General features: G+C 38.8%; 16 protein-coding genes and 3 pseudogenes. 3 read left to right on the top strand and 16 right to left on the bottom strand.

The window, feature by feature from the left end; translation table 11 throughout:
- Nucleotides 1-13 precede the first annotated feature (13 nt).
- From J7E44_RS14135 to J7E44_RS14085, 11 genes and pseudogenes are all read right to left on the bottom strand, one after another.
- Nucleotides 14-490: pseudogene (locus tag J7E44_RS14135) on the bottom strand (TraG family conjugative transposon ATPase); the annotation flags it as partial.
- 110 nt (nucleotides 491-600) lie between these two features.
- On the bottom strand, nucleotides 601-2,313 hold the full coding sequence (gene ltrA, locus J7E44_RS14130) for a group II intron reverse transcriptase/maturase (RefSeq protein WP_251040579.1): 1,713 nt from the start codon (nucleotides 2,311-2,313) through the stop codon (nucleotides 601-603).
- A 549-nt stretch (nucleotides 2,314-2,862) separates the two neighbouring features.
- Nucleotides 2,863-4,884: pseudogene (locus J7E44_RS14125) on the bottom strand (TraG family conjugative transposon ATPase); the annotation flags it as partial.
- Between the two features lie 41 nt (nucleotides 4,885-4,925).
- Nucleotides 4,926-5,540, bottom strand: coding sequence for a hypothetical protein (locus J7E44_RS14120; RefSeq protein WP_214830957.1), 615 nt, complete (start codon nucleotides 5,538-5,540; stop codon nucleotides 4,926-4,928).
- 7 nt (nucleotides 5,541-5,547) lie between these two features.
- Nucleotides 5,548-5,874: a DUF4133 domain-containing protein gene (locus J7E44_RS14115; RefSeq protein ID WP_214830954.1), complete on the bottom strand. Its 327-nt coding sequence runs from the start codon at nucleotides 5,872-5,874 to the stop codon at nucleotides 5,548-5,550.
- Nucleotides 5,875-5,885: 11 nt separating this feature from the next.
- Nucleotides 5,886-6,191 (bottom strand): DUF4134 domain-containing protein, encoded by a 306-nt coding sequence (locus J7E44_RS14110; protein WP_214830952.1) that lies wholly within the window; start codon nucleotides 6,189-6,191, stop codon nucleotides 5,886-5,888.
- A 197-nt stretch (nucleotides 6,192-6,388) separates the two neighbouring features.
- The gene (locus tag J7E44_RS14105; protein ID WP_214830950.1) at nucleotides 6,389-6,742 is read right to left on the bottom strand and encodes a hypothetical protein; all 354 of its coding nucleotides are present in this window, start codon (nucleotides 6,740-6,742) and stop codon (nucleotides 6,389-6,391) included.
- Between the two features lie 89 nt (nucleotides 6,743-6,831).
- On the bottom strand, nucleotides 6,832-7,467 hold the full coding sequence (locus tag J7E44_RS14100; RefSeq protein ID WP_214830948.1) for a conjugal transfer protein TraD: 636 nt from the start codon (nucleotides 7,465-7,467) through the stop codon (nucleotides 6,832-6,834).
- Nucleotides 7,468-7,495: 28 nt separating this feature from the next.
- A complete protein-coding gene (locus J7E44_RS14095) occupies nucleotides 7,496-7,888 on the bottom strand; it encodes a DUF3408 domain-containing protein (protein WP_214830946.1) in 393 nt (130 codons plus the stop codon).
- Nucleotides 7,889-7,891: 3 nt separating this feature from the next.
- Nucleotides 7,892-8,659, bottom strand: a complete 768-nt coding sequence (locus J7E44_RS14090) for a ParA family protein (protein ID WP_214830944.1) — start codon at nucleotides 8,657-8,659, stop codon at nucleotides 7,892-7,894.
- Between the two features lie 290 nt (nucleotides 8,660-8,949).
- On the bottom strand, nucleotides 8,950-9,141 hold the full coding sequence (locus J7E44_RS14085; protein ID WP_214830942.1) for a hypothetical protein: 192 nt from the start codon (nucleotides 9,139-9,141) through the stop codon (nucleotides 8,950-8,952).
- 319 nt (nucleotides 9,142-9,460) lie between these two features.
- On the opposite strand from J7E44_RS14085, the gene mobA reads away from it, so the two are divergent.
- Nucleotides 9,461-9,898: a conjugal transfer protein MobA gene (mobA, locus tag J7E44_RS14080; RefSeq protein WP_214830940.1), complete on the top strand. Its 438-nt coding sequence runs from the start codon at nucleotides 9,461-9,463 to the stop codon at nucleotides 9,896-9,898.
- A 1-nt stretch (nucleotide 9,899) separates the two neighbouring features.
- Nucleotides 9,900-11,198 carry a conjugal transfer protein MobB gene (gene mobB / locus J7E44_RS14075; RefSeq protein ID WP_214830938.1) on the top strand — a complete coding sequence of 433 codons (1,299 nt, stop codon included), beginning with the start codon at nucleotides 9,900-9,902 and terminating at the stop codon, nucleotides 11,196-11,198.
- Nucleotides 11,199-11,287: 89 nt separating this feature from the next.
- Here the strand turns inward: mobB and J7E44_RS14070 are convergent.
- Nucleotides 11,288-11,794 (bottom strand): annotated as a pseudogene (locus tag J7E44_RS14070) (Tn3 family transposase); the annotation flags it as partial.
- 1,297 nt (nucleotides 11,795-13,091) lie between these two features.
- Entirely contained in the window at nucleotides 13,092-13,649 is a 558-nt protein-coding gene (locus tag J7E44_RS14065; protein WP_214830935.1) for a hypothetical protein, read from the bottom strand.
- Between the two features lie 282 nt (nucleotides 13,650-13,931).
- Here J7E44_RS14065 and mobC point away from each other — a divergent pair, with 282 nt between their 5' ends.
- Nucleotides 13,932-15,932, top strand: coding sequence for a conjugal transfer protein MobC (mobC, locus tag J7E44_RS14060; RefSeq protein ID WP_214830933.1), 2,001 nt, complete (start codon nucleotides 13,932-13,934; stop codon nucleotides 15,930-15,932).
- Nucleotides 15,933-16,157: 225 nt separating this feature from the next.
- On the opposite strand, the gene J7E44_RS14055 is transcribed toward mobC, so the two are convergent.
- The 3 genes from J7E44_RS14055 to J7E44_RS14045 are packed head-to-tail and all read right to left on the bottom strand — an operon-like array spanning nucleotide 16,158 to nucleotide 18,220.
- Nucleotides 16,158-16,412 carry a hypothetical protein gene (locus tag J7E44_RS14055; protein ID WP_214830931.1) on the bottom strand — a complete coding sequence of 85 codons (255 nt, stop codon included), beginning with the start codon at nucleotides 16,410-16,412 and terminating at the stop codon, nucleotides 16,158-16,160.
- A gap of 6 nt (nucleotides 16,413-16,418) precedes the next feature.
- Nucleotides 16,419-16,847: a hypothetical protein gene (locus J7E44_RS14050; RefSeq protein WP_214830930.1), complete on the bottom strand. Its 429-nt coding sequence runs from the start codon at nucleotides 16,845-16,847 to the stop codon at nucleotides 16,419-16,421.
- A gap of 2 nt (nucleotides 16,848-16,849) precedes the next feature.
- On the bottom strand, nucleotides 16,850-18,220 hold the full coding sequence (locus tag J7E44_RS14045; protein ID WP_214830928.1) for a hypothetical protein: 1,371 nt from the start codon (nucleotides 18,218-18,220) through the stop codon (nucleotides 16,850-16,852).
- Nucleotides 18,221-18,329 lie beyond the last annotated feature (109 nt).

Raw genomic sequence — 18,329 nt, 5'->3', positions numbered from 1 at the left:
TTAAATTGAAATTTTATTGATTTTCTTTTTTATCGGTAGCGATCCTTTTAATCGCCAGTTCGACATTGCCACCCAACTCCTGAGCAAGCTGCATCACTTCGAGTTTTTCGGTTTCTTCGGTTGTATAGGCGCAATATTCCTCCAGACTAACTTCTGTAGCGTAGACAGCGGAGTGAGTACCTCCTAATCCTATCCATACTTCCTTATAAAACCGTGAAGGATCATTATTCATATTGATCGAAAGCACCTGTGCCTTTTCTTTATCAGTCAGTCCCAGCATAGCCTGTATTTCATCAAACTTGTTCATGTACTTTCGCTGGTCGAGCAGGATCTTACAGTCCGAGTTGTTGATAATACTTTCCCTGACAATTGGTGAGTGGATTATATCATCCACCTCCTGCGTAACGACGATGGCTTCACCAAAGAATTTTCTAACGGTTTTAAACAAATATTTCAGGTATTCCGCCATTCCTTCCTTCGCAATCGCCTTGTCGGGTAGGTCGGCAGGATTACTCCCGCTTTCCCCCCTAAGAACCGTACGTGAGAGTTTCCCCTCATACGGCTCAAGTAACTTAAAATTTCTTGTTTGAAACCAGCTCATTAGTACTTCAATTTTAATTGGTAAGAACTTCTGCGGCAAACATCGTGAACGAGAAAGTTCTTGCGAACTCCTTCCTCCATCAGGGTTGTTGTTCCCCATTGAAGTTCTCGCCCTATCAGTTTGCCACACAACGGACACTTGCGATTTTGTCTTTTCCATAGTTGTAGGAGCGACTTTTTACCGTCGAGGGATTCTAACATTTTGTAAGTTTCCCTTTGGTCAAAGTAAGACTTCCATTCAGGGTCGAAAGGATTGGCTTCCTGCTTTATCTGGATATGGCGGAGTATTTTGGTGTCATACATCCTTTTAAGGGAGAATGTTTCATTCTTTCCCTTATAGTTGGGTGTATCTACCGCAAATGTCCAGTTCCTGTTCCCGATTTTTCGGAAGTATTTCTTTGCAACCCAGAATTTTCCTTTTTTAGGATGTCTTCTCATCGCCCAAGTCCACAGTTTTTGGAATATCAGGAAATCTGCTTTCCTGAATGTTTCAGAGGCTACACAGCTTTTGTAATAGTTTGCCCAACCCATTATCACAGGATTTAATTGTCTGATAAGAGTTTCCTGTTTGCTTGTCTTATTGGAATCAATAATACCTGCCACTTTTTCAGAAAACTTTTTCAGACTATCCTTTGAAGGTTTAATCAATAGCTTACCATTGCTGTACTTGCGGATGTTGAATCCAAGAAAATCAAATCCATTCGAGATATGGGTAATTCTGGTTTTCTCCATTGAGAGTTCCAGACCTCTTTCCGAAAGAAATTCTTTGATAAGCGGAAGTACTTCATTTTCGAGCTGTTCTTTGCTTGTCCCCGTTATAATGAAGTCATCGGCATATCTTACCAGATGAATCTTTGGATTTATAATTTCCAGATTGACTTGTTTTTTCTTGAACTTACCAGCAAGCAATTCCTGCAATCCATCTAAGGTCAGATTAGCAAGAGTGGGAGAAATAATGCCTCCCTGCGGAGTTCCTTCTTCCGTTGGAAATAGCTTCTTTTCAAAGATGAATCCACTTTTCAGCCATTTTTGGAGCATAGCCTTGTCTGTAGGGACACGATTCTGCAACCAATCGTGACTGATATGGTCGAAACATCCTTTGATGTCAGCTTCCAAGACCCACTGTGGCGATACTTTTTTTGAAAGTAGCCCGAAACAAAGAGCTATCGCATCAGCCGTACTGCGTTCCTTTCGGAAGCCGTAAGAATGACTGTCAGCCTTAGTTTCTGATATGGGTTCTAAAGCCATCAGGTATAATGCCTGCATTGCTCTGTCTTTCATTGTCGGTATGCCCAATGGTCTTAATTTTCCGTTTTTCTTGGTAATATTTACTCTTTTCAATGGTTGAGGGTTGTAGCTTCTTCTTTTCAGGTCGTTAATCGCCTGATACTTCGCATTGGATGTAGACCATAATACTTTGTCCACACCTGATGTGTTCTTTCCTTTGTTTGAAGTAACTCTTTTCACTGCCAAAGCTTTGGCGTGAAAGGAGTGTGTAAGCATCCACTGCAAGGATTTAACCTTGTTATGTCTGCCTTCTTTCTGAGCTTTTACAATACGCGCTTGCAGCTTTCTGACATTGGATTCGCAACTGTCCCAGTCAATGCTGTCCCAGTTTTCCACCTTGTCGGCAGGTGCACACGTTTTTCTTTTTACGTTCATTTGCTTTCCTTCCTTTAAAAGTTCTATAAGGTTATTGTAATAAGTTACCATACAGAAGTCTGCCCACTTTCGTGTGGAGTAAGGTTTAAACTCCTATCCATCCCATTACAGAATGGCATTCGCTTTTTCTGTTTTCCTCTACCCACACCGCTATCGGCTTTCCTTGCGGTCAGCTTTCCTGTAGCTACAGGAACGGTATGGGCTTACCGAGTTCTGCATAAATGACATATAAGTGGGTTAGGCTCCGTCTATCCGCCGGCAGTGCTTTGTTCGTGTACCCTATGCATGGACGAGGGTAACCGACTGCCTCCCTTTTGGGTTAAAGCCTTTCAATATCTTTGGCTTATTCGAAGTTACGACGGTTCCAACGACGGTTCACTTATGTTAGCCATACCACTCAAACCTGGCACCCATATCCCGTGATATTGGGGATAGTTGCTCTGCCTCACGGCTTCTGCTCCTTTTTTACAAAGGGTGCTTTGTCCCGACAGCTTCATACAACGCCGTTACCAGCGATGCATGTGTCGGTAGGTTACTGCTGACGAAACAGCAGGTCTGGTCGCTTTGCCAGACAATCATTTATGCAACTTCTCGTCGCACCCACGCTTCTTCAATTAGTATGAGCTTTCGTATACCTTTCAGCCTCCTCATTTTGTTTAAGAATACCTCCATAATGATGATGGTGACGATGGGAAATAAGATCTTGTGGTCCTTTATAGCATCAATTTCAAACACAATAAAACGCTTATTCAATAGGTCAAGCTGTTTATCAGAATTCAGCAGGTAATCGTATTCGCCCCCTTTGTAATAGGGTTCAAGAACATTTAAAAAGTTAGCAATGTCAAAATCCTTTTCTCGAACCTGTTTTTCTTCCAGGATCTTGCGGTAATCCCCTTTTACATATTCATAAAAGCCATTGAATGATGGACAGGTATCTGCCTGTTTTATTTGTTCAATGTACCCGCTCACCGCATTGGAAAGAGCGACTTCTTCGGCACGGGTTGGTGGTTCATCGTCGCGTTTCCAGAGTGTTAATACCAACGTTTTAATACTCTCTCTTTTTTCAATATCAAATACACCGTCGTCGGTATAGAATGGATTAAAGGCAATTGGGTTATCTTCCGTATAAGTAAAATAAACGCCGTCTTCTCCTTTGGTTTTTCCTTTGATGAGTTCGCACAAGCCCTGATAGGAATTTCCGGTATCGACTAATAGAACATGAGCCCCTTGCTCATAATACTGCCTGACCATGTGATTAGTGAAAAATGATTTTCCACTGCCTGAGGGTCCCAAAATGAACTTGTTTCTATTGGTGATAATCCCTTTTTTCATTGGTAGATCAGAGATGTCCAGATGGATTGGATTTCCGGTGAGCCGATCAGCCATCTTAATTCCGAATGGTGAAGGTGAATTTTGGTAATTGGTTTCCTCGGTAAAGAAGCACAGTGCCGGTTCAATGAACGTATAAAAACTTTCTTCACTTGGAAAATCACCTGCATTACCAGGAATTCCCGCCCAGTAAAGCGTCGCTACATCCGTGGTATTATGACGAGGCTTACATTCCATCAATGCTAGGGCACTTCCTGTATCATTTTTCAACTGTTTCAATTCAAAAGCATCATCAGACCATGCCATCACATTAAAATGAGCACGTATCGAAGAAAGGCCATAAGAATGGGCTTCATTTAAATAGCGTTCAATCCATTCTTTATTGATTTGATTGCTTCGGCTGTACCTACCCAGAGAATGCATATTCCTTGCTGATTTTTCAAACTTTTTGAGATTATCGTCACTGTTATCCAGGAATAAGTATTGGTTATAGATATGATTACAGTTTAAGAGCAGTCCCACAGGAGCTGCAAAAGACAAACGGCAGTCACTGCGGTCCGTCGATAACTTTTCATAGCGGGTATCGGTAGATACCGTTCCGGGAAGGTCATCGGTATCAGACAGTGTATGAAGGCACAACCTGTTATTCCCGATACGCATTTCTTCCGCACCTAACGCAATATCCTGTAATGGTGTTCCATGCTGTCTTGACAGGGTAAAATATTGGTCTAATAAACCTTGTTTGCCTTCTGTCCCCACAATATCTTCTTCTTTTAACCTCTCTAGTTTGACAAACTGTGAATCGTTCACGATTCGTTCAAACTGGCTTACGCTTTCCATAAACCGCGATATAGTTTCTTTGTCCCTGATCTCTTTTGGCACTAAGACGCCTTTGCAGAGGGAAGAGAAATTGCTCTGCATCCGCATTCGCTCCTTAGAAGTCTTGGTAATAAACACATAGCAGTAGTGGTTCAAGAAAGGACGCTCGTTAAAATGCATCTGGTAGGATTTTGCCAGAAAGCTTAATCCTTCCTTTGCCATATCCGGAGTATAGTTTTCTTTGATATACCAGTCCTGTTTGTGGATCACGGTAAAATCAGGCAAAGTTTTCACCGCTTTATGCCAGGCAGAATGAATGGCTTCGTATTCAGGGGCAGCTACCGTAAAGAGTTCCGGAAGATGCACCCTGAAGCAGGCGGTAATATCAGCCTCCTTGGAAATGATACAGTGATCTTCTACGGCCAGCAGAGGAAACTTACTTTCCAGTGTACTGGTTTTGGATGTATTTCTCATTATTATTTCTTTTAGATTTAGAGATTGTCTCAGTTATTATTTTACCTTTTGCCCTTATTCCGTGAAACAGCTTGATTGGTCTTCTGCTGCCCGGCAAGAAGTATTTTTTGATTAATTTTAGAAACTGGAATAAAACTGATATGGGCTGGTAGCATCCCCTTAGCTGATGGTAATTCGTGAGGAAACGGGACTACCTTTTTGTTCGTGTCAAAATAAAAACCCGTTACACCTTCACTTTGCACCGCATCATTTTTAGCGATCATATTCCAGGGATTCTCCTGCTGAAAGAGATGGCCAGTCTGTTTTTCCCAAAGGAAATTCACACCCTCTATGTCGATTACCGGTAGATTTTTAAGAAAATGCAGGTCCTCTTCTGTAAGCTTTTCTTTTGCTCCGTCTGGATCATAAACACCAAGCGGACGCAGCCATAAGTACGCATACCTTTCATCTTCAATATTTGTCCAATCTGATTCCTTAAGATTTCGTGTATGCTTGTCAAATACCATTTCAAAGTGGCTGTCCAGCATTAACATTTCATAAATATGAATGCTGTTAGCACCGTTAAGGGTGTCTGTCAGTAAACCGCAGGTGGCATCGACATAAAATTCTGCACCTGCGAGATTAATTGTTGGCAGCTTTCGGTTTTCCTTATTCATCGCTCATTTATTTAGTTGTTGTATGTTTGGCGATGTAACGGCGGATAGGCTTACGGCAGATGATGTAACGGGGATGGCTTTTTACGGCGCCGACTTTCATAAGCCCATAAGCACCATATTTTTTGTTCAGCGAAAAGGTCTGCCAGATGATCAGTGATGCACCACCAACCCCGATGAAGAGACATGCATAGGAATTAAGCCCAGCCATGTATAAAACCATCACCAGAATTAGGATACCCAGTAATCCCCCTGCAAAAATGAACAGGTACTGTGCTTTAAGTCCCTTAAATTCTACCGTACGCCCAATGCCTTTATTTATATTGTAATTATTCATAAGGCGAGGGATTATAGGAAGAATGAACGAAGGATTGTTGCTGCAACGATCAGGAAGATACAGGCTCCAAACCAGCTTGCTGCTGTCTTACTAGTATCGGGATCACCGCTGCTAAACTTGTTGTAAACCTTTACCCCGCCTATCAGTCCTACGACAGCTCCAATTGCATAGATGAGCTTGGTAGCAGGGTCAAAATAGGAGGTAACCATCTGCGTTGCTTCTGTAATCCCTGCTGTACCATTGCCCTGAGCAAATGCCTCCGACACAGAAAGCAGTGCGATGCCCATCAGCAGGATCTTTTTTCTTTGTTTTTCCATGATTATATACATTAAGTGATTAATGATTCCCTGCTTTATGCAGGCTTGGAGACAAATGTATCGGGACATTTAGGCGCACTTAACCAATTGGCTGTCAGTGGAATTGTTTGGCGTTTAGTGACGTTGTAATTTATTTTAGAGCACAAAAAAACGTCAGCCCTGCTAAGGATTGACGCTCAAATTATGAAGTTTTAGATCTACATTCTGCGACCTTTACGTTTCATTAGCCTGGGTTGGATTGGCTGTTGTTTTTCTGCAGCCTTTTTGGGATTCTCTTCCGATTGACGATTGCTCTTTTTTTCCTGGCGGACTTCTGTGACCCAATCAATGTAGTTTTTTGCATCTTCTATATTATGTGCAAAAGACTGCCTTCGACCTGACATCTTTGAATCATCAAAGCCGACAATAAACCTACGTTCGGGAAAATGTTTTGTCTGGTAAACAATGATGAGGTTATTAATGCTCTTTTCTGCAACATTGTCTTTGTGGCTGGCAATCGTATATTCTTTATATTCCTCAAATAGATAGTCGGGATCGTTTTTGGAGACCATAATTATGCTGATTTAAAATTAATTAGATATTCCAATGCTATTGGCTCTTTTTCTGGAATAGTTATAAACAGACAAAAAGAGATTTTCTTTCAGACAAACGCTCCTATGTCAAAATCACTGAGATCATTTTTTTTCCGCAAAATGGAAGAACCGGATTCTATTTTGGTGGAAAGACTTTTGTCTAATAACTCTGCTATTTTTCTTGAAGCTCCTTCCATAGAGTTTTCCAATAGACTGAAGAGTTCGGTTCCTTGTATTTTCTGAACTATGGCAACTGCTTGTTTTTCTAAAGAAGGCTCCGGCATTTCTTGCCGAATTACCATCCCCACTGTACCCAGTTCTTCAAAGGTGACCCCCATGGCAAAACCGTCTTCATCATCAGCAACTCCGTACACATTCCATTCTTCTTCCTCTTCTCTCAGATCAGGTACTTCTCCAAAAACTTCATCCGGCTCTTCCAGCGGAATTTGTTTATCGAATTCTTTATTTTCGATTATATGATCAAAATTATTCGTTTCTTCCTTTTGTTTTTCATCTTGCACTTCAGAGGCAATGTTTGGCGTTGAAAGTCTCTTTACAGGCTTAGGCACTCCCATGATTTCAGGCAATTTAATCTTAGATTTTCCTTTGTCAGCTTCGTTTGTTACAACTTTTTTAATGACAATCTTATCCTGTAACAGTAAAAAAATTACGACTAGCAGGCATATTACGATGAGTATTTCCATAACTGTGATTATAAATCAGTTTATATAATTAGAAAAGGGGTTTGTATTTTTTGTCGAAGTCTTCTGTAATATCTTTCTCAAAAATTTCAAAATGATGTTCCAGAATGTTATCAAGGTAGGCATAAAGCGGAATCTTGTCTTGACCTATAACCTGTATGATACGGGATAAACGTTCATGATGTTCCTGACGAATATATATACTTTTTTCACCTCTTCGTGTCATACTATGGCTGCCCAGAAAACGCTCTCCATAACTTAGGTCAATTGTTTTTTTCTGCCTAGTTCTATCCCTGACTGCAGGCTTCTCTTCGGCTGGTTCTCTACGCGTTTCTGCCTGACTGAGTTGAGTTGTGTTCTTGGCAATGATAGCCATTACATGTTCTTCATCAACCTTTGGGTTCGCATTTCCTTTATTTTCCATTGCTTACAATTTGATCGTTCTTAAAAATTCCTCGATAAACACATCCAAATGACAGCTTTTCATCAACTTTTCATCCGGAGGCAGTAAAGTAGAACGGAAGATGGTTTTTGCCGCAACCTCACTTTCCTTACGAAATCGTTTACTGTCCATGATTCGGGAATTCATAAGATGTAAACCAAGATCTGCGATTACTTTTTCATAAGATTCATATAAAGGTGATTTTTCCCGCCTGTCCACTTGGTTCCAGAACAGTTGGATAGTTTCAATGGTAGTGTTTCCTTGCTTCATCAATACATTGGCCATTACATCGGTAAATCTCAATGTACTTTCCATCACAAGTCGATCTGCAGTGATCGGTGAAAAAATATGATGAATTCCGGCCAGTGTATTGAGTAAGCCCGGCGTATTAACGGTTCCTGGCAAATCAAAGAAAACAACATCAATATCAATGGCTGAAGATTGTAAAAAGCGACCGGCTTCCAGTAAAGCTTCATCCGACCTGCATTGAAGTATGGGATATGCTTTTTTATTGATCATAGAGAATTGGCGGAATGCCAGTTTTTTGAATATTTCATTGTTATTGACCGCTTGCAGATCCCTTTCACGCATCTGCATAAGGCTATGCTGAGGGTAATCACAATCAAAGACGGCGATATTAAGACCCAGACGATAATGTAGAATACTGGCAATAATTGCCGTAAAAGTACTTTTGCCCACGCCTCCTTTTTGGCTCGAAAAAGCAATAAATAATGTTTTGTTTTTTTTGTCCATGATATTCAATTTTTAAGGTTAAACTTCTTTTTTGTTGTCCTGATAACTTTCTGTACAACATTCGTTCAGGGCTGGTTGCTATCCTAAAGGATATAGATCATCCTAACACTCCATCCAGAAAACCAGCTTAATGATTTTCATGCTTATCTGCCGTCCATACTGATGTCAGCTTATCCGAGTACCCTTCAATCATTCTTGCTTTCTTGCCTGATAATCTTCCGGCAGGCTGTATCATACATCTGCAAGCTCACAGGATTGTTTGCTGTCCTGCCAGCTAACAGAATAATCGGTTAGCATCCACACAATCGGGTATTCCCATCTTCAGAATCAAATTCCATCAAGCCTACTTGCTGTCTGGTTCTCATGATATTTCTCTTTCCAAATGACTGTACGCACTGCACTCTTATTGGACGATGTCCCAGCCTGATTGCTGCCACAAAGAAATAAACCTCGATAAGCTCCTTTACAAAGGTGGCACTCACTGGCTGCCACCGGCTTTATTTGGCGTTTATTTCCATTGCAGTCCTTTCGTTTCTCCTCCCGAACTTTGTAAAAAGATTTAAATATGGATTTTAGCAATATATACTTTAATGGATTAAGGAGTTTAAAAAACAGCTCGAAGCTGTTTTCCCTGCTATCTATAATCCGCTCCGAAGGACGGATTTTCGTGTTCACCCGAACACAGCAAGGTGTGTTTTGAGGCACTCGAAACTCATTTCGTGCCCCAAAACCCTTGCCCTTGCAGGGGGCTGGAAACTCCTCCAAAGTCGGAAGTTTATCAATTTTAATAATGGATATATTATGGATCAGAATAGTAAAAGAAAACAGAACAAAGGCGGGCGGATTCCCAAAACTGATCCCAGTATACACCGCCATGTTTTTCGTCTCACAGAAGAAGAAAATAACAGATTATTATCGCTTTTTGAAGCATCAGGGATGACCAATAAAGCAAAATTTATTATTTCCGTACTGTTCGGAAAGGAAATTAAAACAGTAAAAATTGATAAAGGAGCAGTGGATTACTATATGCGACTCACTACTTTATACGGCCAGTATCGGTCTGTCGGGGTCAACTACAACCAGATTGTTAAGCTCCTATACCGTAATTTTTCCGAGAAGAAAGCATCGGCTTATCTCTATAAACTGGAAAAATATACAGTTGAAATGGCAAAATTAATTAAAGAAATAATTCGTTTGACTCAGGAATTTGAAGAAAAATATCTGAAAAAAGGAGCGTAAAATGATAGCGAACATTGGGAGAGGAGAGAGTCTCTTTGGTGCACTTTCCTATAATCAGTTGAAAGTAGAGAAAGAAAACGGAGAAATTTTATATACACATAAGATAGTGGAAACGGTGAACGGACTATATACCACAGCTCAGTTAGCTCGCTCTTTTGAACCTTATCTGGCAGCAAATAACAAAACAGAAAAGCCGATTCTGCATATTTCTTTAAATCCAAATCCTAAAGATCAGGTTAGTGATGAAAAATTTCAGGCTATTGCACTGGACTACATGGAGCAGATGGGCTACAGGAATCAGCCTTTCGTGGTGTTCAAGCACACAGATATTGATCGTACCCATATTCATATTGTTTCTGTGTGCGTAGATGAGAAGGGTAAAAAAATATCAGATAGTTTTGAAAAAAGACGTTCTGTAAATATCTCAAGGGCATTAGAACAGAAATACGGACTAATACCCACAACCGAAAAAGAGCATTTACAAAATGATAGCATATTCCGTCCAGTGGATTATATAAAAGGGGACCTGAAAAGCCAAATCGCTTCCGTAGTCCGTCATCTTCCTAAGTATTATAGGTTTCAAACTATGGGTGAATACAATGCTCTACTTTCCCTGTTCAATATTACTGCCGATGAAGTTAAGGGTGAATTGCATGGTACAGAGAAACAAGGACTTGTTTACTCTGTACTTAATGAAAATCGTGAGAAGACCAGTAATCCCTTTAAAGCATCATTATTTGGAAAAAGCGCAGGGTATCATGCGTTACATGAACATTTCAAAAAATCCAAGGAATCATTAAAAAACGAACACGCAAACAGTTCCCTGAAAAACATTATACAGGTCGCCATGCATATGGCAACTGATGAGAAAAGTTTCAAAAAACAATTACAGGAACACGGCATCAATACCGTAGTGCGCATTAATGATAACGGACGTGTTTACGGGATCACCTTTATTGACCACAACAACAAAACAGTATTGAATGGCTCGCATTTAGGGAAGGAATTTTCCGCAAATGTCTTTAATGATTGGTGGAATAACGATAAAAGGCCGCAGATTGAAAATATAAACTCTAAAAAACCAATTGTTGAACCCGTTATTGCTAAGGATCTATACAACAGAGAAAAGCCACATGACCTGTTTGATTTTCTTAATTATAATACAGTTTCATATAACCAGAATGAACCTAGCTTTATTGAATCTCTAGGGGGATTATTACCGGAAGTTCAGGTTGAAGATTATGAGGAACAGCTATTTGAAAACCAAATGAAAAAGAAGAAAAGGAAGCTAGGTCAGTAACAGATTTGTCAATACCTATTAGGGGTCAGCTCACGAAAAGTAAAAAAAGGATAAAGGATAAAATCTATCATAAACAATAATTTCGATAGTTATTTTAGATTATTCAATCTTAACGGTCTTAGTTCTCCCGGTTTTAATGTTACTTTATTATTCCAGACAAAGTCTCCGGTTAAATGGATGTGTTCCCAACCTAAAGGTGAAAGATACTGGAGTAATTCCGGGTTAATCTCTTCTCCTTGCTGTTTAAGGTGTTCTACAGCTTGTTCAATATAAACCCGTATTCCATAAAACAATAGCAGCCGTAACCAGGTTAAGACCTTCGGCTCTGTATCGCTGACTTTCAAAACTTCTGTCTCTTACTTCTCCGAGACGGTTAAAATATACAGCTCTTGCCAATGCATTTCTGCCTTCTCCTTTATTTAATCCTACAGTAACTCTTCTTCGCAGAGTTGGGTCCATATACATTCGAGCATGAATAAGGTTCTTTCTATTTTGCCAAGTTCTCTTAGATCTGTTGCAAGTCCGTTTTATCTAGGATAGCTTCCAATTTTCCGGATAATAAGAGAAGCAGTCACTGTTCCATTTTTTATAGAGGTATCTTCTTACAACATACAAGAAGGAGCTGATGAGATTGTTTACCAGGATTTCGCCCACAGATTTTATAAAAACAGATATTAGACCATATAGCTGATAAACTGTTCAAATTCTTTGAAAACGTTGTTTTTCGCAGATTTGCAGGAATAACCTCAATGAGCATTCTCCATTGTGGTCATACGTAATGAAATAGCATGGATTTTTTATTCTTAAAGTTTTCTATTTTTTTATATTTGTAATGAAAAGTAAGTGTTAATTTATTTTAGTGAGTCACTTATTTCACATAACTAATTTTTTTTCATCTTGAATGTTTTTTAAGTAAGCAGTTCGTTTGGACTGCTTTTTGTATATTAAAATTCACACAAAGGTGGGAAAAGGTTTATTTCCTCATTCTGTTTTTCATAAAATGGTAATGGCAGCAGGCATATAAAATGCCTGTTTTTTTATGCTTAAATTTAGATAATATTTGAAACCGCCGTTTTTTCTTTTTTGCAGGATTCTACACATTGGGCTTACTTTTAGTACTTTTGTAAGGTTGACCCCATTTATGGCTGACTAAATTGACATGAAGATTAAATTAACCATCATAAGCGTAATGTTGTTCACAACAGTTATGGCACAAAAACAAATTAATTTTAGCCCTCAAAGCAACGCTCCCAAAAGGGTTAAATGTTTTTGATGATAAGGAAAACAAAGAATCTATAAATAGGATGCTTAAGGGTGGAATTTTACCAGAATCTTATAGGTTGCTGGTAATTGATTTCGCATATAAAAAGGACAACATTATTGTTAGATTTTTTGTTGGAAAAAGTGAATGGCCTAACGATTATATTGAAGAGAAAAGACCAAAGTATAATACATTGAACACAAGGCACATCAAAGACAATAGTTATTTAATTTTGGATTATCAGATCAAAAAAAAGCTTATTATAAGATTGAAGTAAATAATGCAAAAAAAAAAGAATGTTATTACTATTGAAATCGAATATAATGCCTTTATAAATGATGAAAAGAAGAAGTCAGAGGGTTTAATGAATGAATTATTTGAGGGTTTAAAATTGTAGTAGTTGGCCCAGTGTGCTATAACAATAGATTCGCTACAAACTAAGAGAGGGTTTTCTTAGCCATAGAAGATACCGGAAATAAAAAGAGAAATTTGAACAGATTACTATGGGCAATTTTTCAAGATTCTACACCTTCGAGGCCTTTTTTGCTTCTTTATACAATTATCTATTAATAACAAAACTTACGATAGATTTATCCTTTACCCTTTTTTTACTTTTCGTGAACTGACCCCTATTAATGAGAAATTTTCAGTCCCAAACCATAGCTCCAGCTCAAAATCTTTGGTGCGGTAGGTGTTTTAAACCGATAAAGACCGTATATGTAAAGTGAAAAAAACACGAATGCTCCCCAGCTAAGTAGGATACACCATATACTTTCCCTTTCTGTAGAGCTGAATAAATTAGCTACCAATGATTTTATTATAAATGCCGGAGCGATACAACATAATAACACACAAATTGTCCACGGTAGCAACCATAACATTCGTTTCCTTGCCCGTAACCCAATGATGGTTCCTTTAAGGAAATAAATAATACTAAAAATAAGGTAGGTAAACAATAACGAAAACCCCAAAAGTTTAACCTTATCGGTTTCATCTCCCCACAACTTTTGTGATAATAAAAACCCGGCATAAAAGAACAAGCCAAAAATGGCTGCAACTTTTAAGATAAGGATAAAAATGTTTACCACCACAAACATTAATCCTGTGGCAGATTCACTTTCACTTCTTTTTCGGATATTATATTCGTCCTCACTTTCACCAGGGAAAGCGTCGGGATTATTCCAATCCATAACATTGTTTTTTACTCATGATTAATCAAATGGATAAGATATTCCATGATTTTCACAACTATAAAGATAAAAAAAATCGGATAAGTAAATGGCATATAGCAGGTTAAATCCAATCGCTGCCGGGAATAAACTATTTCTTTTGAGCCTGTCAAAAACATCAAATGAGCTTTATAGTAAAGCAACATTGCCAAACGCTGTCACTTAAAGCCATCGACCGCCACAATCTAACAGCCCTGCAGCACAGCTTTTAAATTCAATCCCAAACGTTTAACATTTACGAAAATGCAAGGAGAAGACGATTTAAAAGGTCTGGCTAAGATCATGGAGTTTATGCGGGCCGTAAGCATTCTTTTGGTGCTGATGCACAGCTATTGGTTCTGTTATGGATTTTTTCAACAGCAAGGCTGGACATTGGAAGTTATCAATAAAATACTCAGTAATTTCCAGCGAACAGCAGGATTGTTTTCACATCAACTGTATACTAAAATATTCTGTCTGGTTCTGCTGGCGTTAAGTTGTCTGGGTACTAAAGGGGTAAAGAACGAAAAGATTACTTGGTCTAAAATTTATATGGCACTAGCCATTGGTTTTATACTTTTCTTTCTCAATACACCCTTACTGAAACTGCCATTAAAAACCGGAACCTTTTTTTATATCCTGACCATTAGCATAGGATATATTGCCCTGTTGATGGCAGGAGTTTGGATGAGCCGGCTGTTAAAGAATAATCTGATGGATGATGTTTTCAATAATGAGAACGAAAGCTTCATGCAGGAGACCAAACTCATGGAAAATGAGTACTCGATTAACTTGCCGACTAAATTCTGGTACAATAAAAAACAGCATCAAGGCTGGATCAATATTGTCAATCCATTCAGGGCAACTCTAGTTTTAGGAACTCCCGGATCAGGTAAGTCATATGCCATCGTAAATAGTTTCATTAAGCAGCAGATCGAAAAGGGCTTTTCTATGTATATCTACGATTTTAAGTTCGACGATCTTTCCACTATTGCTTACAATCACTTGCTCAAGCACACCGATAAATACGAGGTAAAACCTAAATTCTATGTGATCAATTTCGATGATCCCAGGAGAAGCCATCGATGCAATCCCATCAACCCAGAGTTTATGACTGATATATCAGATGCCTACGAGTCCGCATACACCATCATGCTTAACCTAAATCGCAGCTGGATTCAAAAGCAGGGAGATTTCTTTGTAGAATCGCCAATCATTCTTTTGGCGGCTATCATATGGTTCCTGAAAATCTATGAAAATGGAAAATACTGCACCTTTCCACATGCCATTGAGCTGTTAAATAAAAAATATTCAGAGGTTTTCACCATTCTTACCACTTATCCGGATCTGGAAAATTATCTTTCACCTTTTATGGATGCCTGGCAAGGTGGAGCACAGGATCAGCTTCAGGGACAAATCGCTTCGGCTAAGATTCCTTTGTCAAGAATGATATCACCGCAGTTGTATTGGGTAATGACTGGCGATGATTTTTCTCTCGATATCAATAATCCTAAAGAACCCAAAATCCTGTGTGTGGGTAACAATCCTGACAGGCAGAATATCTATTCTGCTGCACTCGGATTATACAATTCCAGAATTGTAAAACTCATCAACAAAAAAGGTCAACTAAAAAGCTCGGTCATTATTGACGAACTACCAACGATCTATTTCAGGGGATTGGATAACCTGATTGCCACTGCCCGTAGTAATAAGGTTGCCGTCTGTCTCGGATTTCAGGATTATTCGCAATTGACCCGTGATTATGGCGATAAAGAAAGCAAAGTAATTCAGAATATGGTAGGTAATATTTTTAGTGGTCAGGTAGTAGGAGAAACGGCCAAAAGCCTTTCGGAACGTTTTGGAAAAGTATTGCAAAAGCGCCAAAGTTTAAGTATTAACCGTAATGATAAATCCACTTCAATATCTACTCAGTTAGACAGCCTGATCCCAGCTTCTAAAATATCCACGCTCACCCAAGGAATGTTTGTAGGGGCTGTATCAGACAATTTTGATGAACGAATTGATCAGAAGATCTTTCATGCCGAGATCGTGGTGGATAATGAAAAGGTAGCCAAGGAAACGAAAGTTTACCAAAAGATTCCTCAGATTGCATCATTCGAAAATGAAAGGGGAGAGGATATCATGAAACAGGAAATTGAGGCGAATTATCGACAGATAAAGACCGATATCATAAAGATTATCACGGATGAACTGGAGCGGATCAAAAATGATCCTGACCTACAACATTTAGTTACGCAACAGTAAAAAGATGTTACCCTCATCAAGCAAATTCGGCTGATCGAAGAAAGGGGGGCGGCTTGAAGGTGATAACCGCAACTTTTATTGACAAGGATTAGATAAGTTGATAGAAAGCAATTGGTAATTTCCAATACCAATATCCAAGGCTTGAAGCATTTCTTAACAACAGCAATAGCAATACATTTGTGGATAAAACTTATCATGTATTGCTATTGCTATTTTTTACTGACTTTAAGCATTATTTCTTAATCTCTGTTTGAAATAATAATTTAGTGCCCACACACAGATTCCAACTAAAACCAAATCATATACAAAGTTTAGCTTAAAATATGGGACTACTGTGGTGGTTCCAAGCGGATCGTCAATAGTCATTCTTTGTAAAAAAGGAAAGGGGAAACCAAGCTCTACAAATGAAAATTGATTCCAGAAAAATGGTAGTGCAGATACCATTATGAAAGACAAAATAAATATTATAACAAATTTCATAGTTTTTTAAATTAAGTTACCAGGTATAAGAATTTTAATTTCTGCTCCATAGGGTTTCGCTATAATATACGAAACATGTGCTGTTTTTCCCTCAATAACGACTTTGCCAACCTTAGTACGCATCATACTTGGTTCTTGTGGAAGTATAGCCTTTTGATAAGTTGGTCCAGTGCCGATTACAAGAGGAAGTTCGTCAACGATCGCTTGGTCAGCTGTTCTAAATGTCATTGTAAGATCTCCAGTCAACGCAGAAATTTTCACTAAATCGAATATCCATCTTCCGATCCGAAAGTTCCTAAATTTATAAAAATCGTCAAACTCTTCAGTATAATCGAATTGTGAGACATTGACTTTAGAAAAACCATTATGCACAATAATCGATTTGATGAAATCATTGTTCTTTATTTCTTTAATAAATTCTACATCGTCCAGCATAATTACCAATCATCACAATCACATTCACCAGTAGTTTTACTATATGACTTCGTTGAAATTGTAGCAGTTGGCCACTGATTAGATTGCATTACTCTTCCACCATAGGCCTGGATTTTACTCTTTAAAATGTTCAGAAATCTGGCTTTAATCAATAGAATTCCTGTTTCTTCAAGAGAAGGCGGTGACGATTCTATTTGACTTTCAAGTATATCTTCCGCCTCATCCTTTGCTTGGGCTGTTAATTTCGCGGCTTCACACGCTGTATAAGATTGTCCATTTAGACGAACTTTCGGAAATTCAAAGTAAATTTTGTTTGTAAAACGACCCATAACATATGCGTGATAAAAATAGCTACCTAGTTGCCACTCTGCATTCCAATCGAACCTCAGGTCAGTCACAGCACATACTTGGTAGGTGCCAGCTGCATTAGCATTTTTATAGTCAAACGATTTGCAATTAGACGGAAAGTCTGGATCACGAGTACCATTAAACTCTATAATTCCCTCAGCATCAGAAAAACTTTGCGGCAGGATTAAGCCAGGCCCGTTAATCGGTACGCTTGGATTCCCTCCCGGAGGTATTACAAGAAGTCCGCCACCGCCCGTACCGCCGCCAACAATTGTTACACCAGATAGTGTGCCACCCATTCCGCTCGCAACCCCGGAACTGCTGCCACTACCGCTACTTACGGAGGCCGTTGTATTCGAAGGCGTATATAAATATTTGTAGTTATTGATTCTACCATTATTGTTGATATTTCCTTCAATTGTACTTAAATATAAGGGTAACTTTATCCTTGATCCAGAAAAGGCCAGACTCTCTTTTCTGGTGATAAGTGCTTTATCATGTGTTACCTTACCTTGCTCATAAATTTTCCCATCAGTCCATCGATAATTTAAGTCATAATTAATGATCGCTCCATTAAATCCCGAGATAGATTTTCTTTTTTGGTCTTGTATCAATTGATCAATATTTTTTTGAACATTGTAGTTAAGACCAACAAACTCGACTATTCTTGCATCTTGCACAGTATTGTCATCCATCTTGAATAAAAATAACCTGCTGATGGATACTTCTAGCTTGTCTACATGATCCATCGGTGTAGGTACTGCAAGATACTGTCCTCCATCTGGATCATCCACCGTCCAAGACTTTTCCCATTGAGGCTTCAGGGTTACAAATCCTGCTACTTTTGAATTTTCACGATAATGTTCTGCAACAAATTTCGCATTCCAAATTTTAGCAGCCTCAAGTTTCGACGCTGATACGTTTGGGTTAACATCAACAAAGGCGCCGATTTCTTTTCGGCACGCAAATAGTACTAAGCTTAGTGCAAACACTAAAGTCAGTAAATAAAAATTTTTGTTTTTCATTTAAGAAGCTGATTAGCTTTCTTATGTGTTACATAAGCGAGCGGTGAGCATTAATTTGGTTAATTTTATAGTAAAAATGTATAAGTAGTATGAAGTTATTATTTCAAAA

Source organism: Chryseobacterium sp. ISL-6, assembly GCF_018613715.1.
Lineage (GTDB): Bacteria > Bacteroidota > Bacteroidia > Flavobacteriales > Weeksellaceae > Chryseobacterium > Chryseobacterium paludis.
Note: the sequence above shows the minus strand (reverse complement) of the source record. Positions and strands in the feature narration are given on the sequence as shown.